Genomic DNA, 20,312 nt, shown 5'->3' on the forward strand with positions numbered 1-20,312 from the left:
GCCTCTTACGGGCCGGTGTGTACGGAACACCGTAACGACACCGAGGTTCTGGTCCCGCTCAGACGACCAGGCGCAGCGCGGTCGCGGAGACGCCGAGCCGTACGCTCTGCCCCCAGGTCAGCTCCAGCGCGTCGGTCTCCATCCCGTCCCCGAAGACCACCATCCGGTCTGACTCCACGGTGAGCCGCAGCCCCTGGCCCCGGCCCAGTTCGCCGGAGACCAGCGAGGTGCCGGTGGCGGGCGAGGGCCATGCCTCGCGGACGAACCAGAGGAGGCGGGGGTCGCCCGGCGCGGGCAGCGGTACGGTGCTGCCGCGCTCCAGCCACAGCGAGCGCAGCCAGCCGGTGGCGCCCGTTCCGGTGCCGACGAGGACCCCGGAGGACGCCTGGGCCTCGGAGGGGGAACCGTCGCCGTCGGGGGCCAGGCGGTAGCGGGCCGTCTGGTGGCCGGGCGGGCCGAGGTAGATCTCGTTGAGCGCGACCAGCCGCTGGGTGTCGTCGGCGACCGCCTCGACCATGGTCAGCGCCTCCACCCCGCCCCCGGTGGCCGTCGCCGCGCGCAGCAGGGCCGCCGCGTCGGCGCGGCGGTGGCGGACCAGGACACCGGGGTTGCGCCCGGGGTCGGTGTCGATGCCCACCACCGGCTGCCCGGACAGGTACTTCGCGGCATTGGCCACCAGCCCGTCCTGGCCGACCACGACCACCACGTCCTCCGGCGCGAAGAGGAAACGGTCCAGGTCCGCCCGCTCCACCCGGGTGGAGCGCCAGGTCAGCGGCACGGCCGCCGCGACATCCCGCAGAGCTTCCCGCGTACGGTGGTGGCGCCGGGCCACCTCCTCGATCGAGCGGCCCCGGCTGGAGAGGAAGAACGCGGCCTGCCCGTGCGTACCGTGCCGGGCGAGCAGCTCCTCGTACTCGGTCCGGCGGTGTACGAGGACGGCCCGGGGCGCCAGGCTCACGCTCCCGCCCTGCCTTCCGCCCGGCCCTGCGCCCCGCCTTCCGGTCGGCCGAGCTTCGCGAGCAGCCCGGTGAGGACATCGGGGGAGAGGGTGAGGCTCTCGATGCGCGGTACGTTCTCCGCGAGCCGGGTCGCCGCCAGGGCGTGCAGCGTGGCCGGATCGACCTCGCCGTGCACCCGCAGCCAGGCGGCCTGCGCCTCGGCGCGCGCCGCACCCGTCTCGCGCGCCGCCTCTGCCTCCGCGCGCGCCAGGCGCACCTTCCGGGACGCCTCCGCCTCCGTCCGTACGCCGTCGGCCGCCGCCTTCTCCTCGGCCTCCCGGCGTGCGTTGGTGCCGCGCTGGTCGACCAACTGCTCCTCGCGCCGGGCCAGTTCGATCTGGCTCGCCAGCTCGTTCTCGGCGATGGCGCGCTCGCGTTCGACGGCCACGGCCCGCCGTTCGTAGGTGGCCCGGTCCGCCTCCTGCTGGATCTGCTCGCGCGCCGGTGTGCGCAGGGCGCGCTCGACCTCGGCCTCGGGGCGGATGGCCACGACCCGCACGGCCACCACGTCGATCCCGGTGGCGGGGAGCCTCGGCTCGGCGGCGAGACCGGTGGCGACCCGTTCGCGTACGGACGCGACCCCGTCCACCAGGGCCTCGGCCAGCGGGGTGCGGGCCAGCACGTCCAGCGTGTGCTGCTGCGCGGTCTCGGTGAGGAGGGTGGCGATCTGCTCCAGCGGCGCCCCGCGCCAGCTCCCGGTGTCCGGGTCCACGGAGAAGTCCAGCCGGTCGGCCGCCAGGGCCGGATCGCTGACCCGGTAGGTGACGGTGGCCTGCACGGTGACGTCCTGGAAGTCCGCCGTACGGGCGTGGAACGCCATGGCCAGCTCCCGGTCGTCGACCGGCACCTCGGAGAGCGCCGCGGAGAGCGACCGGTACCAGAAGCTGAGCCCCCGCCCGTCGTGGACGAGCTCGCCGCGCTTGTGGTGGCGGATGTGGGCGGTGGGCGCGGAGCGCAGATGGCGCCAGCCGAAGCGCCGGGTGATGTCGGCCATGGGACCCCCTCGGACCTTATTTCGTCAGTTAGACGATAAGGGGTGGTGGTGTATGTCGTCAAGGGGACGAGAAAGGGGGCCCGGCCGTCCGGCGGGCCAGGTGCCTGGCCGGGATCTCACCGCCGCCGTGCACGGCGAGGTCGGCGCCGTTGACGTAGGAAGAATGCGGCCCGGCGAGCCAGAGGCAGGCGTGGGCCACGTCCGCCGGGACCGCCAGCCGCCCCATCGGGACGATGCCCGCCACCGCCGCGCCGCCGTCCTCGCCGTACAGCGCGGTGGCGTTCGCGGTCCGGATGAGCCCGGCGGTGATGTGGTTGACCCGGACCCTCGGCGCCCACTCCAGGGCCAGGGCCCGGGTGAGCCCGAGCAGGCCCGCCTTCGCGGCCGTGTAGGCGGCGGTGCCCGGCTGCGGGTCATGGGCGGAGACGCTGCCGATGTTGATCACGCTGCCGCCCTCCGGCTGCTCCCGCATGACCAGGTTGGCGGCCTGGGCCACGTAGAAGGGGGCGAGGAGGTTGAGGGCGACGACCTTCTCGACGAAGCGGGGGGAGACGGTCGCCGCGTCCGCGTCGGGGGAGCCGCCCGCGTTGTTGACGAGGACGTCGAGCCGGCCGAACCGCCCGGTGGCCGCCGCCACCAGCCCGGCGGCGGCAGCGGGGTCCCGGACGTCCGCGGACCGGAAGGCGGCCGCCCGCCCGCCCGCCGACGGCGGCGCGGCGGGGGTGGTGCGCCCGCAGACCATGACCTCCGCGCCCGCGGCGAGGAAGGTCTCCGCGATGACGGCGCCGATGCCCTGGGTGCCCCCGGTGACGATCACCGCCCGCCCGCTGAAGTCGATCGGATGGCCCAGTTCCATGGTCCGCCCCTCGCCGGTGGCGCCTCGGTGCGCGCCCGCGCAATCTACCAATCGCTTGTTAGGCGGAACAGGGGCGGGCGCGCCCGGAAACACGGGCGGCCGGTGAGCTCCGAAGAGGTCACCGGCCGGCCGGGTGCGCCGCCCCCGTCCCCACGGTGCGGCGCCGGGTGGACCGTCCTCATCCGCCGGGACGGGCGGTCCACGTCTGTGCGGACCCGGGTGCGGTCGGGTCCGTGCTGTCGGTCAGGACTCCGGCGTCCCCGCCGTGAACCCGAGTCCGGGAAGGATCGCCTTCTCGACGAACCTGACGAGATACGCGGCATCCGCGTACCGCCCCTCCAGCAGGGGGCGGGCGCGCATCACGCCGAGCAACTGGGCCGCCACGTACTCCGCGCCCGGCAGGTCGGCCGCGATCTCGCCGCGCTCCTGGGCCCGCCGGACCATCGCGTCGATCGCCGCGATCTCCGGCACGATCAGCGCCTCGCGCAGGGCGCGGAGCAGCTCGGGGTTCTGGAGCGCCGCATGGCTGAGCGCGTGCATCAGCGGGGTGTCGCGCTCCGACGCCTCACCGACCGCCCGGGCGGCCTCGCGCAGGTCACCGGCGAGCGTCCCGGTGTCGATGTCCGGCAGCCGCATCCGCCGGGTCCCGTGCAGCGCGGCGACGACCAGCTCCGGCTTGGTGCCCCACTGCCGGTACAGCGTCGACTTGCCGCACCGCGTGCGGGCGGCGACGCCCTCCATGGTCAGCGACTCGTAACCGCCCTCCCGCAGCAGGTCCAGCACCGCCGTGTAGAGCTCCTGCGCCCGTTCCGGTGTGATCTTCGACCGGCGGGAGGCGGGGGCTGACTCCTGTACGGGATGTACGGAATCGGGCGACGGCATGGGTGTCCCTCCTGCGGGCGGTGAGGCTGCGCGGTGCGGCGAGGCTCTCGATACGCCAGTGTACCGATACGCCAGTGTACCGATACGCCAACGTATCGGTACACTGGCGTATCGATTCGGCACGGAGTGGACCGCGCCGTCCTGACACCGCTTCGCATCCAAGGGGGCACCGGGTGACGTACACCCGCACCGAGCCCACGGACCAGGAGCCGGACATACGTGCCCGACCGCCCCTCGTCCGCGAGTTCCTTCTCGTGGCCGGACTCTTCCTGGCCTACAAAATCGGCCGCCGGGCGGCCAACGGCCATGTCGAGGAGGCGTTCCGCAACGCCGGGAACGTCTGGGACCTCGAACGCGCGCTGCACCTTCCCGGCGAGGGCGCTCTCCAGGGGCTGCTGCTGCACAGCCAGCCCCTGATCCACGCGGCGAACACCTATTACGCCGCCGTCCACTTCCCCGCCACGGCCCTCTTCCTGGCCTGGCTCTACTGGCGCCGCCCGCTCCACTACCTCTGGTCGCGCCGCGTCCTCGCCGCGCTCACCGGCGCCGCCCTCGCACTCCACCTGCTCTTCCCGCTCGCCCCGCCCCGGATGCTCCCGGCGGCCGGACTGATCGACACCGGCCAGGTCTACGGTCCGACGGTGTACGGGGCCACGCCCGCGACCGACACAATGGCGAACCAGTTCGCCGCGATGCCCTCGCTCCACGTCGGCTGGGCCGTGATGGTGGCCGTCGGCCTGATCGCCGCCACCCGGTCCCGGTGGCGGTGGCTCTGGCTCCTCCACCCGGCGATCACGCTGTTCGTCGTCGTGGGCACCGCCAACCACTACTGGCTCGACGCGATCGTGGCCGCGGCACTGCTGGCGGTGGCGCTCGCCGCGCTGCGACTGCCGCGCGCGGCCCGGAGCGCAACGGGAGCGGACGCGGTGCCGGAAACGTACGCCCCCGAAACAGCCGCCGCTCCAGGCGCCGAGGCCCCGGCGCGGACCTCCGTCGGCACCGAGACCCCGGCCCGGACCCCCGTCGGCGCCGAGACCCCGGCCCGGACCCCCGTCGGCGCCGAGACCCCGGCCCGGACCCCCGTCGGCACCGGAGCCGTCCGATGAGCGGCACAAACGCCACTCTCGTCGCCGTCGCGCTCTCCCTCGTCTCCGCCGGGGCCTACGCCGCTGCCGCCGTGGCCCAGTCCCGGCTGGCCGGGCGCACCCAGCCCTCCACCGGGGTGCTGCGGCTGCTCGGCCGGGGCGCCTGGTGGTCGGCGGTCGGGCTCAACGCCGGAGGGGCGCTGCTCCATGTCGCCGCGCTCAACTACGGCCCGCTCACCCTGGTCCAGCCGCTCGGCGCGCTCACCCTCGTCGTCGCCGTCCCGCTCGGGGCCCGTGCCGCCGGACGCCGGGTCGGGCGCACCGAGTGGCGGGGCACGGCCCTGACCCTGCTCGGCCTCGGCGCGCTGCTGCTGACGGCGGGCGGCTCCGCCCCGCACGACACCCTCACCCTTCCCGAGGCCCTCGGCGTCGGCGCGGCCACCATGGCGGTCGTCGCCGGGCTCAGCCGCCCGGGGGCCCGTCCGGGGCTGCGGCACGCGGCGGCCTCCGGCATCACGTCGGGCGTCGCCTCCGCGCTCACCCAGACCCTGACGGTCGCCGTCACCGACCACACCACGGGCCCGCTGTTCAGCTGGCGGCTGCTGACGGTGGCGCTGCTCGTCTCCGCCTTCGCGATGGGCGGCCTGCTGCTGTCCCAGACCGCCTACCGGGGCGGCCTCGGCGCACCGCTCGCCGTCGTCACCCTCGCCAACCCGGTCGCCGCCGCCGCGATCGGCCTCGCCCTCCTCGGCGAACGCCTCCAGGGCGGGCCGGTCAGCCTGGCCCTGGCGCTCCTCGGTACGGCGGCGGCCGTACGCGGGGTGATCCTGCTCAGCCGGGCGCAGGCGCGGAGTGCGGAAGGGGCTGCTCTGCGCGGCGAGCGCAGTACGGACAGCCCGGACGGCGGGGCCCTCACGCACAGCACGGGCGCCCCGGCGGACCCCGTCCCCTCCCGGGTCGTCATCGGCAGCCCCCGCCCCGCCGAGACCACCCCGCTCGGCGCCGAACTCCTCACCGTACGGGCGGGCGCACCGCCCCTCCCGTGACGGTCAGCCGTCCAGGTCGGCGATGGCCCGGGTCAGCCAGCCGATCCAGAACGTCTCCAGGTCGATACCGCCCCGCAGCACCAGATACCGCAGCCGCCCCTCGTCCGTCGTCGGCGCGGGGGTGAAGTCCCGCTCCTCGATCTCCCGGTACTCCGCCAACTGCCGCTCATGGAGAGCGAGATGGCGGCGCAGCTCGGCGCCCATCCCGCTCGCCCCGACGACCGCCGCCGCCCGCATCCGCAGCAGCAGCGGATCGCGGACCGGGCGCGGGTCCTCGGGGAGCGCCACCCAGGCCGCCAGCTCCTCGCGGCCGGCGGGGAGCACCTCGTACTCCTTCTTCTGCCCCCGGGCCGGTGTCGCCGTGGGCAGCGCCCTGATCCGTCCCGCCTCCTCCAGTTTTCCCAGCTCGCGGTAGATCTGCTGGTGGGTGGAGGACCAGAAGTAGCCGATCGACCGGTCGAACCTGCGGGTCAGTTCGAGACCCGAGGACGGCTTCTCCAGCAGAGCGGTGAGAATCGCGTGCGGCAGTGACATGACGTGCATCCTAGGGACGGGGGTTCACCGGGCCGCGGGACGAGGGCTCACAGCGTCGCGGCCAGCTCCGTGCCCTGGCGGATCGCCCGCTTCGCGTCCAGCTCGGCCGCCACGTCCGCGCCGCCGATCAGATGGACCGGGCCGCCCGCCGCGCGCAGCTCCTCGTACAGCTCGCGGCGCGGCTCCTGGCCCGCGCAGAGCACCACGGTGTCCACCGGCAGCACCCGCCGCTCGCCGTCGACCGTGAGGTGGAGGCCCTCGTCGTCGATCAGGTCGTAGGAGGCGCCCGCGATCATCTCGACGCCGCGGTGGCGCAGTTCGGTGCGGTGAATCCACCCCGTCGTCTTGCCGAGGCCCGCGCCGACCTTGGTGGTCTTGCGCTGGACCAGGTGGACGGTACGGGGCGTTTTGGGCCGCTCGGGGGCGCGCAGCCCGCCGCGCTCCTCGTACGCCGTGTCCACACCCCACTGCCGGAAGAACGTCTCCGCGTCCAGGCTCGCCGCGTCGCCGCCGTCCGTGAGGAACTCCGCGACGTCGAAGCCGATACCGCCCGCGCCCACGATCGCGACCCGGTCGCCGACCGGTGCCCCGTCGCGCAGCACGTCCAGATAGCTGACCACGTTCGGGTGGTCCGTGCCGGGGATCGCGGGGGTACGCGGCTCGACGCCGGTGGCGAGGACGATCTCGTCGAAGCCGTCCAGCGTCCCGGCGTCGGCCCGGGTGGACAGCCGCACCTCGACGTCCAGCTCCGCCAGTCGCGTACGGAAGTAGCGCAGCGTCTCGTTGAACTCTTCCTTGCCGGGCACCCGGCGGGCCACGTTGAGCTGTCCGCCGATCTCGTCCGCCGTGTCGAAGAGGGTCACCGCGTGACCCCGCTCGGCCGCCGTGACCGAGCAGGCGAGCCCCGCCGGACCGGCACCGACCACGGCGACGCGTTTACGGGTCCGGGTGGGGCTCAGGACGAGCTCGGTCTCGTGGCAGGCGCGCGGATTGACCAGGCAGGAGGTGATCTGGAGGCTGAAGATGTGGTCCAGGCACGCCTGGTTGCACCCGATGCACGTGTTGATCGCGTCCGCCCGGCCCGCCGCCGCCTTGGCGACGAACTCCGGGTCGGCGAGGAACGGCCTGGCCATCGAGACCATGTCCGCCCGGCCCGAGGCGAGGACCTCCTCGGCGACCTCGGGGGTGTTGATGCGGTTGCTCGTCACCAGCGGTACGGAGACGGCCCCGCGCACCCGCTCGGTCACCCAGGTGAACGCCGCGCGCGGCACGGAGGTGGCGATGGTGGGGATGCGCGCCTCGTGCCAGCCGATGCCGGTGTTGATGATCGTCGCGCCCGCCGCCTCGATCTCCTTCGCCAGCGTCACGACCTCCTCCAGCGTCGAGCCGCCCGGCACCAGGTCCAGCATGGAGAGCCGGTAGATCAGGATGAAGTCGCTGCCGACCCGCTCGCGCACCCGGCGCACGATCTCCAGGGGGAGCCGGATGCGGTTCTCGTAGCTGCCGCCCCAGCGGTCGGTGCGGTGGTTGGTCGCGGAGACGATGAACTCGTTGATCAGATAGCCCTCGGAGCCCATGATCTCGACGCCGTCGTACCCGGCGTGCCGCGCCAGCTCCGCCGCCCGTACGAACTCCTCGATGGTCTCCTCGACCTGCTCGTCGGTGAGGGCGTTCGGGGTGAACCCGCTGATGGGGGCCTTGAGCGCGCTCGGGGCCACCAGGTCCGGGTGGTGCGCGTACCGGCCGAAGTGCAGGATCTGCATCGCGATCCGGCCGCCCGCCGCATGCACCGCCGAGGTGATCACCCGGTGCTGCTCCGCCTCCGCCTCCGTCGTCATCTTCGCCCCGCCGGGGAAGGAACAGGCCCGCTCGCTGGGGGCGATGCCGCCGGTCACGATGAGGCCGACACCGCCCCGGGCGCGCTCGGCGTAGAAGGCCGCCATCCGCTCGAAGCCATGCTCGGCCTCCTCCAGGCCGATGTGCATCGAGCCCATGAGTACCCGGTTGGGGAGGGTGGTGAACCCGAGGTCCAGCGGGCTCAGCAAGGTCGGGTACAGGCTCATCCGGGTCTCCTCCGCACGGGGTCGTCACGTCCTCGTCCGGATCTCGTCCGGATTCTCGGGCGTACGAGGGCGTCGTGTCAGTTGTAGACCACCGCGAACCGCTTATGCAACAAGTTGCACAATGATCTGTGTCGCACCGGGGGCCTTGCGGCGCCGGGCCCGTGCCCCGTACGGCGTACTCTCCCGGGCCCGCCCGCCACCGGCCGACGAGAGTGGGTCCCACAGCCAAGGGCCTTGCGTCCGGATCAGGCCCGAGCCCCTCACCACGGGAGTCCCCATGGTCTGCGTCAACCGGCGTGATCTCGGTCTGCTCGCCCTGCGCGTCGGCACCGGAGCGGTGCTCGCCGCCCACGGCAGCCAGAAGCTGGCCGGCTGGTTCGGCGGCGGAGGCATCCAGGGCACCACGGCCGCGATGGAGGCCATGGGCTTCCATCCGCCCAAGCACAGCGCCGTCGCCGCCGGACTCGGCGAGGCGGGCGGCGGGGTGCTGCTGGCCCTCGGGCTGGCCACGCCCGCCGCCGGTGCCGCTGCGGCGGGCGCGATGGCGGGGGCGGTGGCCGTGCACGCCCCGGCGGGCTTCTTCGCCCAGGGCGGCGGTTACGAGTACCCGGCGTTCCTCGGCTTCACCGCCGCCGCCATCGGGCTGGCCGGACCCGGCCGGTACTCCGTGGACCATGTCACCTGCCATGTCTTCGACCGGCCCTGGATGGTCGCCCTCGCCTTCGCGGGCAGCGCGGCGGCCGCGGTCGCGGTGGTCGGCAAGCGGGCGAAGGGCGCGAAGGGCGGCGGGGGCGCTGAAGGGCAGTCCGACGAGACACGGGAGACGGACCGATGAACGAGGACTCCCCGTCGTACGACCGGTCCCGGCCCTCCGCCGCGCCGTCGGCCGCCCCCGGCCAGGCGCCCCGGAGCGCCCCTGGCCAGGGGGACGCGCCGTGGCAGCGGGCGGACGGGCCCACCGGACCCCCTCCGGTGCCCGACCCGGAGGGCCTCTGGGCCACCGGAGGGGTGCTCCTCGCCGGGGTGCTCATGGTCTGCCAGGGCGTGGTCGTGGCCCTGGAGGGCATCGCCGCCCTGGCCGACGGCGATGTCTACGGCACGGTCGGCGACTACCTCTACCGCTTCAGCCTCACCGGCTGGGGCTGGATTCACCTGGTGCTGGGCGTCTGCGCCGTGATCACCGGCGCCGGGCTCCTCAAGGGCGTGGCCTGGGCCCGGTTCGCCGGTATCTTCCTCGCCTGCCTCAGCCTCTTCACCCACTTCCTCTTCCTGCCGTACGCGCCGGTCTGGTCGGTGATCCTGATCGGGCTGGACATCTTCATCCTCTGGGCGCTGTGCGCCTACCGGCCCTCACCCGGAGACCCCGCCCCGGGCGCCGCACTGCGCTGACCGTCCGCGCCCTCCCGGCTCAGCACACCCGGCCACCAGGACTTCGGCCCGATGTCCCGGACCAGCGCCGGGACGAGGAGCGAGCGGACCACCAGGGTGTCCAGCAGGACACCGAAGGCGACGATGAACGCGATCTGGACGAGGAACGCCAGCGGGATCACGCCCAGCGCGGCGAACGTGGCCGCCAGCACGACACCCGCCGACGTGATGACCCCGCCGGTCGTGGTCAGCCCGCGCAGGATGCCCTCCCGGGTGCCGTGGCGCAGCGACTCCTCGCGGACCCGGGACATCAGGAAGATGTTGTAGTCGACGCCCAGGGCCACCAGGAACACGAACCCGTACAGCGGCACCGAGGAATCCGTACCGCTGAAGCCGAACACATGGGTGAACACCAGCGAGGAGATCCCCAGCGTGGCCAGGAAGTTCAGCGCCACCGTGGTCACCAGCAGCACCGGCATCAGCAGGGACCGCAGCAGGAAGACCAGGATCACCAGGATGATCGCCAGCACCACCGGCACGATCAGCGTGCGGTCGTCCTCGGCCGTGCGCTGGGTGTCGTACTGCTGGGCCGTGTAGCCGCCGACCAGGGCGTCCGAACCCGGCACCGCGTGGACCGCGTCGCGCAGGGCGGCGACCGTCTCCTTGGCGTTGTCGCTGTCGGCCGCGTCCTGGAGGGTCGCGTCGATCCGGACCTTGCCGTCGACGACCAGAGGTTCGCCGCCGGGCCGGCCGCCCTCGCTCACCGGCGCCACCGAGGCCACCCCGTCGGTACGGGTCGCGGCCTCGCTCACCTCCTCCAGCCGGTCGGCCGCCGCGATGATCACCGCCGGATTGCCGGAGCCGCCGGGGAAGTGCTCGCCCAGCGTCTGCTGGGCGGCCACGGACGGGGCGTCGTTGACGAAGATCTCATCGAGCGGCACGCCCTTGGAGGTGAGCGTGGGGGCGAACGCGGCACAGGCGATCAGGGCGGCCAGCGTGATCGCCCAGACCTTGCGGGGGGACCGGTCGACCAGGGCGGCGACCTTGCTCCAGATGCCGTGGCCGTCGGTGCCGTCCTGGGCGGGCCGGGGCTTAGCAGGCCAGTACGCCCTGCGGCCCAGCAGCACCAGGGCGGCGGGCAGGAAGGTGAGGGCGCTCAGGACCGAGCAGACGATGCCGATCGCACCCACCGGACCGAGCGCCCGGTTGTTGGTGAGGTCGCTGAGCAGCAGGGCGAGCAGCCCCGCGGCCACGGTCGCGGCGCTCGCCGTGATCGGCCCGAAGGACTCGCGCCACGCCACCCGCATCGCGGCGAACCGGTCGCCGTGGACGGCGATCTCCTCCCGGAACCGGGCGGTGAGCAGCAGCGCGTAGTCCGTCGCTGCGCCGATCACCAGGATCGACAGGATGCCCTGCACCTGGCCGTCCACCCGCACGATGTCGTGGTCAGCGAGCACATAGACGATCGCGCAGGCCAGCCCCAGGGCGAACACGGAACCGAGGATGATGAGGAAGGGGAGCAGCACGCTGCGGTACACCAGCAGCAGGATGACGAGCACCGTGATCAGGGCCACCGCGAGGAGCAGCCCGTCGATGCCCGCGAAGGCGTCGGACAGATCGGCCTGGCTGGCCGCCGGACCCGCCAACTGCACGGTGGCGCCCGGCACTTCGGCCCCGGCCTCCTCGACCTCCGCCAGCACCGTCGGCAGCTCGTCCCCCAGGTCCGGGCTCAGCTGCACGATGCCCTGGAGCGCGAGCCCGTCCTCGGAGGGCAGCGCGGGCGAGGCCCTCCCGACGACCCCCTCGGCGCCCGCGAGCGAGGCCAGGGCACCGGTGGCGGCTTCCCGCTGCGCGTCGCTCACCGGCGCGCCCTCGTCCTTCGACGTCCATACGAGGATGACGGGGAGGGTCTCGTTCTGCTGGAACGCCTTCTGCGCGTCGATGACTTGCGTGGATTCGGCGTTCCGGGGCAGGAAGGACGCCTGGTCGTTGGTGGCGACCTCGCCGAGCTTGCCCGCGTACGGACCGAGCCCGCCGCCGATACCGAGCCAGGCGATCAGCAGGACGACGGGGATCAGCCAGCGGGCCGACCGTGCAGGGGGGAACATGCCTCTCCCGGGGGTGCGAGGGGTATCTCAACGGTGAACAATCTCAATCGTTGAAATACATTAGCGGAGTGCTCGCGGGGGAGCCGAGCGGGCCCCCGCGCGGAAGGTCCGGGGAGGCCGGGGAGCCGGGCGGTGGGGCGTACGGGGAGTGCTTCGGCGGGTCACGCCTTCATGGATGCACCCGGAGGCGGAAAAACTCGGCGGCGCGCCGGAGCGGCCGGGGGTGGGGTGCCGAACGGGCTCGGCGATGCGCGGGAGGTGCCGGGGCGGGGTGCCGAACGGGCTCGGTGGCGTGCGGGACAGGCCCGGGCGAGGTGCCGAACCGGACTCAGCGGCGCGCCGGAGGGGCCTCGGACAGCTCCTCGTTGATCGCGGCGAGGAAGCGCAGGACGGTCGTGAGCTCCGCCTCGCTGAAACGTGCCCTCGCCCGGTCGGTGGCCTCGGCGAGCGGCATGAAGTAGTCGCGGGCGGCCATCCGGGCGCTCGCCTCGTAGTACACGTGTACCACCCGGCGGTCGGCGCTCTCCCGGGCCCGCCGGATGTGGCCGGCCCGCTCCAGGCGGTCCAGGCAGGCGGTCACCGCGCCCGAGGTCAGTCCCAGGTGCTCGCGCAGCGCGCCCGGGGTGAGGGGGGCGGGGGCGTCGAGGATCGCCGCGAGCGCGGTCACGTCCGTGGGGTGCAGCTGCTGGTTCGCCGCGAAGCCGTGGGTCATCCGGTTGATCTCGCCGTTCATCCGGCGCAGCTCCACCGCGAACGCCTGGAGACCGGCGGCGGACGCGGGGTCCGGGGCCGCCGCGGGGTCCGGGGCGCCGCCCCCGGTCTGTCGGCTGTCAGCGCTGGTCACGTACTCAGCGTATAGAACCGGCACCCGTGGCTCGTGCCCGGACCGAGCGGCGGTCCGGGCACGAGCCACGGGCGTGGGTGGCGTCACGAGGTAAGCGTGAACGCTGTCACGATGTCGGCATGAGCACCGTGTCGACCAGGTTCACCGTGGCGTTGGCCGTCGGCACATTGCCACAGACGATCTTCGAGGAGTCGTTCACGGTGAAGTCCGTACCGGACCCCTTCACCGTCAGGTCGCTGCCCTCCAGGGTCTTGTAGCTGCCGTCCTCGAGCTGCTGCGTGGTCAGCTTCTCGCCCACCACGTGGTACGTCAGCACCTTGGTGAGCTCGTCCTTGTCGTTGAGGAGCGCGTTCAGGTCCGCCTGCGGGATCTTCTCGAAGGCGTCGTTGGTCGGCGCGAACACCGTGATGTTCTCGGCGTTGTTGAGCGTGTCCACCAGGTCGGCCTTCTCTATGGCGCTGACCAGGGTGGAGAGCTCGGGGTTGTTGGAGGCCGCGGTGGCGACCGGGTCCTTCGCCATGCCCTCGAGGCTGCCCGCGCCCTCCTTCGGAACGGAGGCACAGGCCGGACCGAACGGTTCCGCCGGGGCCTGCGCCTGTGCCTGCGGGGCGAAGAACGCCAGCGAGGCGGGGAAGGCGAGAGCGGCGGCGGCCGCGGCGGTGCGCTGGAAGCGGGTGATGGTCATGATGACTCCTCCGGCGGGTGGGGTGAGATATTCACGCCGTACGGCCATGGGGTGCCGTAAAACCAGTAGCACACAGAGAGCGTTCCGGGTCAAATGCGGAGCCTCCGTAAAAGTAATTCGGCGGGTGATTCGGGGAGGTGGGAAGGTGAGGAGGAAAGTTTTTCCCGGGGCACTCGCGGCGGTCGCCCGGTGTCCGTCGGCAGCCTCCACGTGCAGGTGGGGCCCGTTTCGACGCAGAAACGACGCGGCAGGACCGGCGGAGCGGCATGCCGCACGGTGGGACTGCGGGGAGCCCCTGCCGTAAGGAGAAGGAATTCACCGACCGCTGTCGAAAGTTATTGGTCGATCGACGGGAAGTCGGCCGTCGGGAAATGGTCCGCGCATTTATGGAAAACCCGCGCGGGATATTTTCCCCTGCCCGGGTCGCATTCCATGAATTCGCCCGCAGGCACTGCCCGCGGGCCACGCTCCGTTGCCACGGTCCCACCACACCCCGCCGCCCCGTCCCCGTCGCGCCGCCCCGGACCGGCAGGAGTTGATCCGCCGGACCGGGGCAACCGGCATGTCATGAATACCCGTTCAGTAGCAGCTCAGGGGCGCGGCCAGGCCAGGCGGGCCGCCAACAGCACCGCGGTGGAGGCCGGGGCCCGTGCCGGGTTCGGGGCCCGTGGGGTGATCTACGTCCTCGTGGGCGCCCTCGCCCTTCAGATCGCGTTCTCCGGAGGCGGCGGACAGCAGGCGGACCGGGGCGGCGCGATCGCCGAGATAGCCGAGAAGCCGTTCGGCAGGATACTGCTGTGGCTGCTGGGCATCGGCCTGGTGGGCATGGCGCTGTGGCGGCTGTCCGAGGCCCTCTTCGGCCAGGCGGGGCCCGACGGCGGCAAGCCCACCAAGCGGGCCATGGCCGCGGGGCGCTTCGTCTTCTACGGCTTCGCCGCGTTCTCCGTCCTCTCCTTCGCCGCGGGCGACTCGGGCAGCGGCAGCGGTTCGTCCGACCAGCAGTCCCAGGACATCACCGCCAAGGCGCTGGGCTGGCCCGGGGGCCAGTGGATCGTTGCCATCGGGGGTGTCGCGGTCGCCGGGGCCGGCCTCTGGATCGCGGGCCGGGCCATCCTGCGGAAGTACCACAAGCACCTCAAGATGGCCGAGATGTCGCAGAAGGTGCGCCGCGCGGTCGACATCACCGGGGTGTTCGGCGGCTCGGCCCGCGGAGCCGTCTTCGCCACGGCGGGCGGGTTCGCCGTCGCCGCCGCCGTCAAGCACGAGCCCGACCGGTCCAAGGGGATGGACGACACCCTCCGCTCCTTCACGGAGACCCCCGTCGGCCCCTGGCTTCTGGTGGTCATCGCCCTGGGCCTGGTCGCCTTCGGGGTGTTCTCCTGGTTCAACGCCCGCTACCGCAAGGTCTGACCGACCCCGCCCCCGGTCACCCGGGGCGGCCCGCCGACCGCCGCGCCCCGGCGGGCCGCGTCCTCACGGGCGGCCTGTTCGGGGTGGCGGCGGCGCCAGTACGGGTTGTCGTGCGGCAGCCCGCCGGTGACCCGCCCGTACATCCCGAAGGTCAGGATCAGCAGCCCCATCACAAAGCTGAAGATCACGTTCGGCATGCCGAAGTCCAGGATGTTCGCGCCCTTGTCCAGGATGAAGATATGGACGAAGCCGCTGAGCAGGAAGAGCGAGCCGACCGTCATGTTCACCATCGACGCGACGTTCCCGCCGACCGCCGCCCCGGCGATCAGCACCAGACCGACGACGACGGAGATCAGGCTCAGGAGGCCGTTCGTCGACAGCCCGGCCACCTGCGAGCCGCTCGTGTCGAAGAAGGCCAGCCGGTTGGCGAAGCCGAGGATGCCGAAGACCAGCAGGATGGCTCCGCAGAGCCCCGCCCCGATCCGGTACACGGTCGCCAGCCGGTGGTCCACGGGGAGTTCGTCGCTCAGTTTCATGGCCGTCTCCTGTTCGGTGCCTGATCCGGTCGGTGTCGATCTGGCCGGTGTCTGATCCGCTCGATGTCCGATCGGTTCGGTTCGGTTCCGATCCGGTCGATGCCCGATCCGTTCGGTTCGATCCGTTCGGTTCCGATCGGTTCGGCGTCGAGGTCAAGGTCACTCCGCCGGGGCCGCGCTCTCCGCGACGGAGCGCCGGATGCGCAATATCGCGCGCCGGGCGTGACTTTTGACCGTGCCGAGCGGCAGTCCCGTCCGCTCGGCGATCTGGACGTGGGTGAGGTCGTCGAAGAACGCCAGGCAGAGGATGCGCCGCTGCACCGGGGGCAGCTTGCGCAGCTCCTGCGCCACCAGCACCCGGTCCAGCGCCGCCTCCGTCCGCTCGGCCGTCCCGGGAACGCCGGAACCCTCGCGCGCCGCATGGGCCAGAGCCAGCTCCGTACGCCGGGAACGGGCCGCGTGGGCGTCCGCGATCTTGCGGCGGGCGATGCCGACCAGCCAGCCGGGCAGCGGCCCACGTACCGCGTGGTAGCCCTGGCGGCCCCGCCACGCGGCGAGGAACGTCTGCTGCGCCACGTCCTCGGCCTCCCGGGCGTCCCCCAGGGACCGTGCCGCCAGCGAGTACACCAGCGTGCCCCACCGGCGGTACACCAGGGCGAAGCTGTCCTCGTCGCCGCGCACGAACCCCGCGGCCAGCCGTTCCGACTCGGCCCGGTCCTCGGCCCGGGCGGGCGGCACGGCCACCGGGCCTGCCTGGCTGACGAGCGCCGTCATGTCTGTCCGTCCTCTCCGTTCCGCCCCGGGCCGGTCCGCCCGGACCCGCGGCGGCCGATGGGGTCCTCCGCACGGGACGGGCCGCCCTCCGGGCAGGCCCGTCGCCCCGCTGATCTCCAGGCAACCGGGCGGCGGAGCACCGGGCAACATGCATCGTTTCTGCGTCGTATGGTGGAGGTATGGACGATGCGGTCTCCACGCTCACCAGAGGGGCGGACGTCGGTGGTCTGACCACCGGAGCGGTCGCCCGGCTGCTGGGTGTGGCGCCGACGACCCTGCGCTCGTGGGACCGCCGCTACGGGATCGGCCCGGCCTCCCGCGAGGGCGGCCGGCACCGCCGCTGGACGGCGGCCGACCTCCGGCTGCTGGAGCGCATGTGCGGCCTGACGAACGCGGGCATGCCCCCGGCCGAGGCCGCTCGCGCGGCCCTGGCGACCGTCTCCCCGGACACCCCTCCCCGGCCGGACGAGCGGGGGAGCCGTGGCGGGGAGCCGTCCTCCCACGCGCCCGGGGCGCTCCCGGTGGGCCGGGCGCGCCGTGAGTGCCGGGGGCTGGCCCGGGCGGCCGTCCGGCTGGACGCGCAGGCCATGGACGAGCTGCTTGCCGCGTCGATCGACCGGTACGGGCTGCTCGCCGCCTGGGAGTCGGTCATCATGCCGACGCTGCACGCCGTCGGCCGCAAGTGGGAGACGGCGGGGGAGCGGTACATCGAGGTCGAGCACCTGCTGTCCTGGCACGTCTCCAGCGCGCTGCGCCGGGCCGCCGCCCAGCGCCGCCCGGCGGCCGGTTCCGGTGTCTCCCTGCTGGCCTGCACCCCGGGCGAGAGCCATACGCTGGCCCTGGAGGCGCTCGCCGCCGGACTCGCCCAACAGGGCCTGCCCGTCAGGATGTTCGGCGCCGCCCTGCCGGTGGAGGCGATGGAGGAGGCGGTACGGCGCACGGGGCCCGCCGCCGTCGTGCTCTGGGCCCAGTCCCGGTCCACCGCGAGCCGTGCGCTGGTGGCGCGCGTGGAGTCCATCGAGTGGGGAGTACGGGGCGCCCGCCGACGCCCTGCTGTCCTCGTCGCCGGGCCGGGCTGGGCCGGGCAGTTGCCGCCCGGGGCCCGCCATCCGTCCGGCCTGGCCGAGGCGTTGGACGCGCTCGCGGCCATCAGCCAACGGTGACCCCTTGTTTGAGGGGGAGTTGACGCACACCGCGGCGTGCGTCACCCGTTCATGCCGTCGGCCGGGGCTCGATGAGCGGCTCGCAGGGCTGGCCCTCCGGCGTGAGGACGAGCACGAACTCCCTGCCCGCCCCGCTACCGGCGCAGGAACTCCGCGAGCCCGGTCAGGAGGCGCTCGACGTCGTCGGTGTCGTTGTACGGGGACAGCCCCACGCGCAGGCCGCCGTCGTCGCCCAGGCCCAGGTGGCGGGAGGCTTCGAGGGCGTAGAAGGAACCGGCCGGGGCGTGGACGCCGGAGCGGGCGAGGAAGCGGTACGCGTCCGAGGCGGCCCGGTTCTCGAAGCTGAGCAGCAGCGTGGGCGTCCGCTCGGCCGCCCGGGAGCGCACCGTCACCCCGTCCAGCCCGGCCAGCCCCTTCTCGATCGTCTCCCGCAGGGCGCCCTCGTGCTCGCCGATCGCCGCGAACGCGGACCGCAGCCGCTCCCGCCGCCCGGCCGCCGCGCCGCCGGTGCCCAGCTCCGCGATGAAGTCGACGGCGGCGCGGGTGGCCGCCAGCATCTCGTAGGGGAGGGTGCCGAGTTCGAAGCGCTCGGGTACGGAGTCGCCGGAGGGCACCAGCTTGTCGGGCCGGAGGGTTTCGAGCAGCTCCGGACGGGCGCTGAGCACCCCGTGGTGGGGGCCGAAGAACTTGTACGGCGAGCAGACGAAGAAGTCCGCGCCGAGCCGCTCCACATCCACGAACTCGTGTGCCGTCAGGTGCACCCCGTCCACGTGGAGCAGCGCACCGGCCCGGTGGACCAGCTCCGCGATCGCGGGGAGGTCGGGCCGGGTGCCGATCAGGTTGGACGCCCCGGTCACCGCGACCAGCCGGGTCCGCTCCGTCAGCAGCGCGCCGACGGCCTCCGGGGGCAGCTCCCCGGTGGCCGGGTCGAACTCCGCCCACCGCACCACCGCCCCGGCCCGCCCGGCCGCCTGCACCCAGGGGCGGATGTTCGCGTCATGGTCCAGCCTGCTGACGATCACCTCGTCCCCGGGCGCCCAACTCCCGGACAGGACACGTGAGATGTCGTACGTGAGCTGGGTCGCGCTGCGTCCGAGGACGATCCCGGCCGGGTCCGCGCCCAGCAGGTCCGCCATCGCCCGCCGGAACTCGGCGACGAGGGTCTCCGCGTGGATCTCCCCGGGCAGCGTGGTGCCCCGGTTCGACAGCGGCCGGCTCAGGGCCTCGGTGAAGGCGGCGATGACGGGCGCCGGGGTCTGGGTGCCGCCGGGCCCGTCGAAGTGCGCCGTACCGGCCCGGAGGGCGGGAAACCGCGCGCGCAGTGTGCCGACGTCGTAGGTCAAGAGGAGACTCCTCGCTTCTGGGCGCCCGGCCGGTCCACGGTTGTGGCGACCGGCAGTCCGCCCAGGGGTTGTGCCCCGGGGCGGATGCGCGGTTCGGCGCCGATCATCGCAGGGCGCCCCCGCCTGGGGAAGGGGCGTCCCGCGCCGTCCGGTACGCGGGCGCACCTCCCCGGCCGGCCGTGCGCCGCGGCGTACGTACACACGTCACAGCGCATTCGTATACGCCGTCACACAACACCAGGATGATCCTACGAGGAAATTATTCCTACAAATTTACCCGACCGGTCGCGGTGAAAGATTTCCTGTATTCCCTCGCGCCGGAAATTCCCTTCCTGGGGGCGTGCGGCGGGCGCCCGTGAAGCGCCCCTGATTTCGGTGGCGGGCGGTGGTTAAAAGCCGTGGGAATCGGAAATGAATGATCTGGGCCGATGGAGCTGGGGGGCATCGGTTCACGCCACGGCCCGTTCTCATCGGAGCCGGGTGTCCGGAATTGATCGGTGCATGGGCAACTGCTCACGCCCCGGGGTGCCCATCGCCCCCTCGGGCGCCCTTGAACTGCTCCGATGCGATGTTCTCTCCTGGATCACAGCTGCTGCGGAGGGTCACGGATGGACGAGTGCGAGCGGTCCGCCGATGGCGAGAACGACAGGAATGGCGAGATCGATTCGGTTACCTATTCGGATGGCGGGAAGAGGGCGGGCGGAATCTCTCCGGCCTCCCTCCTCCGTGCGGCCGCCTATCCGGTTCTTTTGCTGGCTGTCGTCCTCGTGGGCGCCGCCGCATTGGTTCTGCGTTGGGACCCGGCCGTCGTGAGCCCGCTTTTTCTCGTCGGGACCCTGGTGTATCTGGCCGTTCTCGAACAACTGATTCCCTATGACCGGAGCTGGCACCCGGGAAAGGACGAGTGGCGCTGGTACGGCGTCTACTTCCTGCTCACCATGGCGGGGAGCGGGCTCGCGCAGCTTCTGGTCACGGCCGCCGTGGGGCGGATCGCGCCCGGCGAACCGGCCCACTCCCTGTGGGCCGAGATCCCGGGCGCCCTGCTGGCCGGATCGCTCGTCAGCTATCTGGTGCACCGGCTGGGCCACACCAGCGCCCTGCTGTGGCGGCTGCACGGGGTCCACCACGTACCGCAGAAGGTCAACGTCGCCAACAACGGGGTCAACCACGTCCTGGACATCGTCCTGGCCCAGAGCCTCGTCCAGCTGACCCTGGCCCTGCTCGGGTTCTCCCGCCCCGCCGTCCTGGTCACCGGGCTCTTCGTCGTCGCCCAGGGCTATTTCGTCCACGCCAACATCGACGTCCGCATCGGGCGGCTCAACCATGTGCTGGCCAGCCCCGAACAGCACCGCCTCCACCACAGCACCGACCTGTCCGAAGCAGGCCACTACGGCTCCGACCTCTCCTGCTGGGACCACCTCTTCGGCAGCTTCACCTGGCGGCCCGGCCGCGAACCCGCCGCCGTCGGCCTCCACGACCCGGCCTCCTTCCCCGGCACCGGGGAGATCCTCGCCAGCCTTCTGCACCCCTGGCGGCGGCGGCCGGAACCGGAGCCTCCGGCCGGAACCGGGACCCCGGCCGGACCGGACGCCACCCCCTGATCCATCACCACGACCTGAGGAG

General features: G+C 73.0%; 19 protein-coding genes. 7 read left to right on the plus strand and 12 right to left on the minus strand.

Annotated elements, in window-relative coordinates:
• Positions 1–58: 58 nt before the first annotated feature.
• The 4 genes from B7C62_33160 to B7C62_33175 all read right to left on the minus strand — a co-directional run bounded on the left by B7C62_33160 (position 59) and on the right by B7C62_33175 (position 3,730).
• Positions 59–958, minus strand: coding sequence for a hypothetical protein (locus B7C62_33160; GenBank protein ARF76594.1), 900 nt, complete (start codon positions 956–958; stop codon positions 59–61).
• The gene (locus tag B7C62_33165; protein ARF76595.1) at positions 955–1,992 is read right to left on the minus strand and encodes a hypothetical protein; all 1,038 of its coding nucleotides are present in this window, start codon (positions 1,990–1,992) and stop codon (positions 955–957) included. The genes B7C62_33160 and B7C62_33165 overlap by 4 nt, the downstream gene beginning before the upstream one ends.
• Before the next feature lie 58 nt (positions 1,993–2,050).
• Complete coding sequence (locus tag B7C62_33170; GenBank protein ID ARF76596.1) at positions 2,051–2,848, minus strand: short chain dehydrogenase; 798 nt, start codon at positions 2,846–2,848, stop codon at positions 2,051–2,053.
• A 243-nt stretch (positions 2,849–3,091) separates the two neighbouring features.
• Positions 3,092–3,730, minus strand: a complete 639-nt coding sequence (locus B7C62_33175; GenBank protein ARF76597.1) for a TetR family transcriptional regulator — start codon at positions 3,728–3,730, stop codon at positions 3,092–3,094.
• Between the two features lie 173 nt (positions 3,731–3,903).
• Here B7C62_33175 and B7C62_33180 point away from each other — a divergent pair, with 173 nt between their 5' ends.
• Complete coding sequence (locus B7C62_33180) at positions 3,904–4,836, plus strand: hypothetical protein (protein ID ARF76598.1); 933 nt, start codon at positions 3,904–3,906, stop codon at positions 4,834–4,836.
• Positions 4,833–5,861, plus strand: a complete 1,029-nt coding sequence (locus B7C62_33185; GenBank protein ARF76599.1) for a hypothetical protein — start codon at positions 4,833–4,835, stop codon at positions 5,859–5,861. Before B7C62_33180 ends, B7C62_33185 begins: the two co-directional genes overlap by 4 nt.
• A gap of 3 nt (positions 5,862–5,864) precedes the next feature.
• On the opposite strand, the gene B7C62_33190 is transcribed toward B7C62_33185, so the two are convergent.
• Both B7C62_33190 and fadH read right to left on the minus strand, forming a co-directional pair.
• Positions 5,865–6,395, minus strand: coding sequence for a PadR family transcriptional regulator (locus B7C62_33190; protein ID ARF77491.1), 531 nt, complete (start codon positions 6,393–6,395; stop codon positions 5,865–5,867).
• A 47-nt stretch (positions 6,396–6,442) separates the two neighbouring features.
• Positions 6,443–8,458: an NADPH-dependent 2,4-dienoyl-CoA reductase gene (gene fadH, locus B7C62_33195; GenBank protein ARF76600.1), complete on the minus strand. Its 2,016-nt coding sequence runs from the start codon at positions 8,456–8,458 to the stop codon at positions 6,443–6,445.
• Positions 8,459–8,735: 277 nt separating this feature from the next.
• Here fadH and B7C62_33200 point away from each other — a divergent pair, with 277 nt between their 5' ends.
• Positions 8,736–9,293, plus strand: coding sequence for an RpiR family transcriptional regulator (locus B7C62_33200; GenBank protein ID ARF76601.1), 558 nt, complete (start codon positions 8,736–8,738; stop codon positions 9,291–9,293).
• A gap of 194 nt (positions 9,294–9,487) precedes the next feature.
• Positions 9,488–9,847 (plus strand): hypothetical protein, encoded by a 360-nt coding sequence (locus B7C62_33205; protein ID ARF77492.1) that lies wholly within the window; start codon positions 9,488–9,490, stop codon positions 9,845–9,847.
• On the opposite strand, the gene B7C62_33210 is transcribed toward B7C62_33205, so the two are convergent.
• The 3 genes from B7C62_33210 to B7C62_33220 all read right to left on the minus strand — a co-directional run bounded on the left by B7C62_33210 (position 9,799) and on the right by B7C62_33220 (position 13,463).
• Positions 9,799–11,934 (minus strand): hypothetical protein, encoded by a 2,136-nt coding sequence (locus tag B7C62_33210; GenBank protein ARF76602.1) that lies wholly within the window; start codon positions 11,932–11,934, stop codon positions 9,799–9,801. The genes B7C62_33205 and B7C62_33210 overlap by 49 nt on opposite strands.
• Positions 11,935–12,262: 328 nt before the next feature.
• The gene (locus B7C62_33215) at positions 12,263–12,778 is read right to left on the minus strand and encodes a MarR family transcriptional regulator (GenBank protein ARF76603.1); all 516 of its coding nucleotides are present in this window, start codon (positions 12,776–12,778) and stop codon (positions 12,263–12,265) included.
• A 106-nt stretch (positions 12,779–12,884) separates the two neighbouring features.
• Entirely contained in the window at positions 12,885–13,463 is a 579-nt protein-coding gene (locus B7C62_33220) for a beta-Ig-H3/fasciclin (protein ARF76604.1), read from the minus strand.
• A 567-nt stretch (positions 13,464–14,030) separates the two neighbouring features.
• On the opposite strand from B7C62_33220, the gene B7C62_33225 reads away from it, so the two are divergent.
• Complete coding sequence (locus B7C62_33225; GenBank protein ID ARF76605.1) at positions 14,031–14,873, plus strand: hypothetical protein; 843 nt, start codon at positions 14,031–14,033, stop codon at positions 14,871–14,873.
• On the opposite strand, the gene B7C62_33230 is transcribed toward B7C62_33225, so the two are convergent.
• Both B7C62_33230 and B7C62_33235 read right to left on the minus strand, forming a co-directional pair.
• On the minus strand, positions 14,858–15,409 hold the full coding sequence (locus B7C62_33230; GenBank protein ID ARF76606.1) for a DUF4383 domain-containing protein: 552 nt from the start codon (positions 15,407–15,409) through the stop codon (positions 14,858–14,860). The two genes, B7C62_33225 and B7C62_33230, sit on opposite strands and share 16 nt — an antisense overlap.
• Positions 15,410–15,568: 159 nt before the next feature.
• Complete coding sequence (locus B7C62_33235; protein ID ARF76607.1) at positions 15,569–16,183, minus strand: siderophore-interacting protein; 615 nt, start codon at positions 16,181–16,183, stop codon at positions 15,569–15,571.
• A gap of 179 nt (positions 16,184–16,362) precedes the next feature.
• Here B7C62_33235 and B7C62_33240 point away from each other — a divergent pair, with 179 nt between their 5' ends.
• Complete coding sequence (locus B7C62_33240; protein ARF76608.1) at positions 16,363–17,346, plus strand: transcriptional regulator; 984 nt, start codon at positions 16,363–16,365, stop codon at positions 17,344–17,346.
• 134 nt (positions 17,347–17,480) lie between these two features.
• Here the strand turns inward: B7C62_33240 and B7C62_33245 are convergent, their stop codons facing one another.
• On the minus strand, positions 17,481–18,689 hold the full coding sequence (locus tag B7C62_33245; protein ID ARF76609.1) for a cysteine desulfurase-like protein: 1,209 nt from the start codon (positions 18,687–18,689) through the stop codon (positions 17,481–17,483).
• A gap of 608 nt (positions 18,690–19,297) precedes the next feature.
• On the opposite strand from B7C62_33245, the gene B7C62_33250 reads away from it, so the two are divergent.
• Positions 19,298–20,290: a C4-dicarboxylate ABC transporter gene (locus tag B7C62_33250; GenBank protein ID ARF76610.1), complete on the plus strand. Its 993-nt coding sequence runs from the start codon at positions 19,298–19,300 to the stop codon at positions 20,288–20,290.
• Positions 20,291–20,312: the final 22 nt, after the last annotated feature.

This window comes from Kitasatospora albolonga, assembly GCA_002082585.1.
In the GTDB taxonomy this organism is placed as follows: domain Bacteria; phylum Actinomycetota; class Actinomycetes; order Streptomycetales; family Streptomycetaceae; genus Streptomyces; species Streptomyces stephensoniae.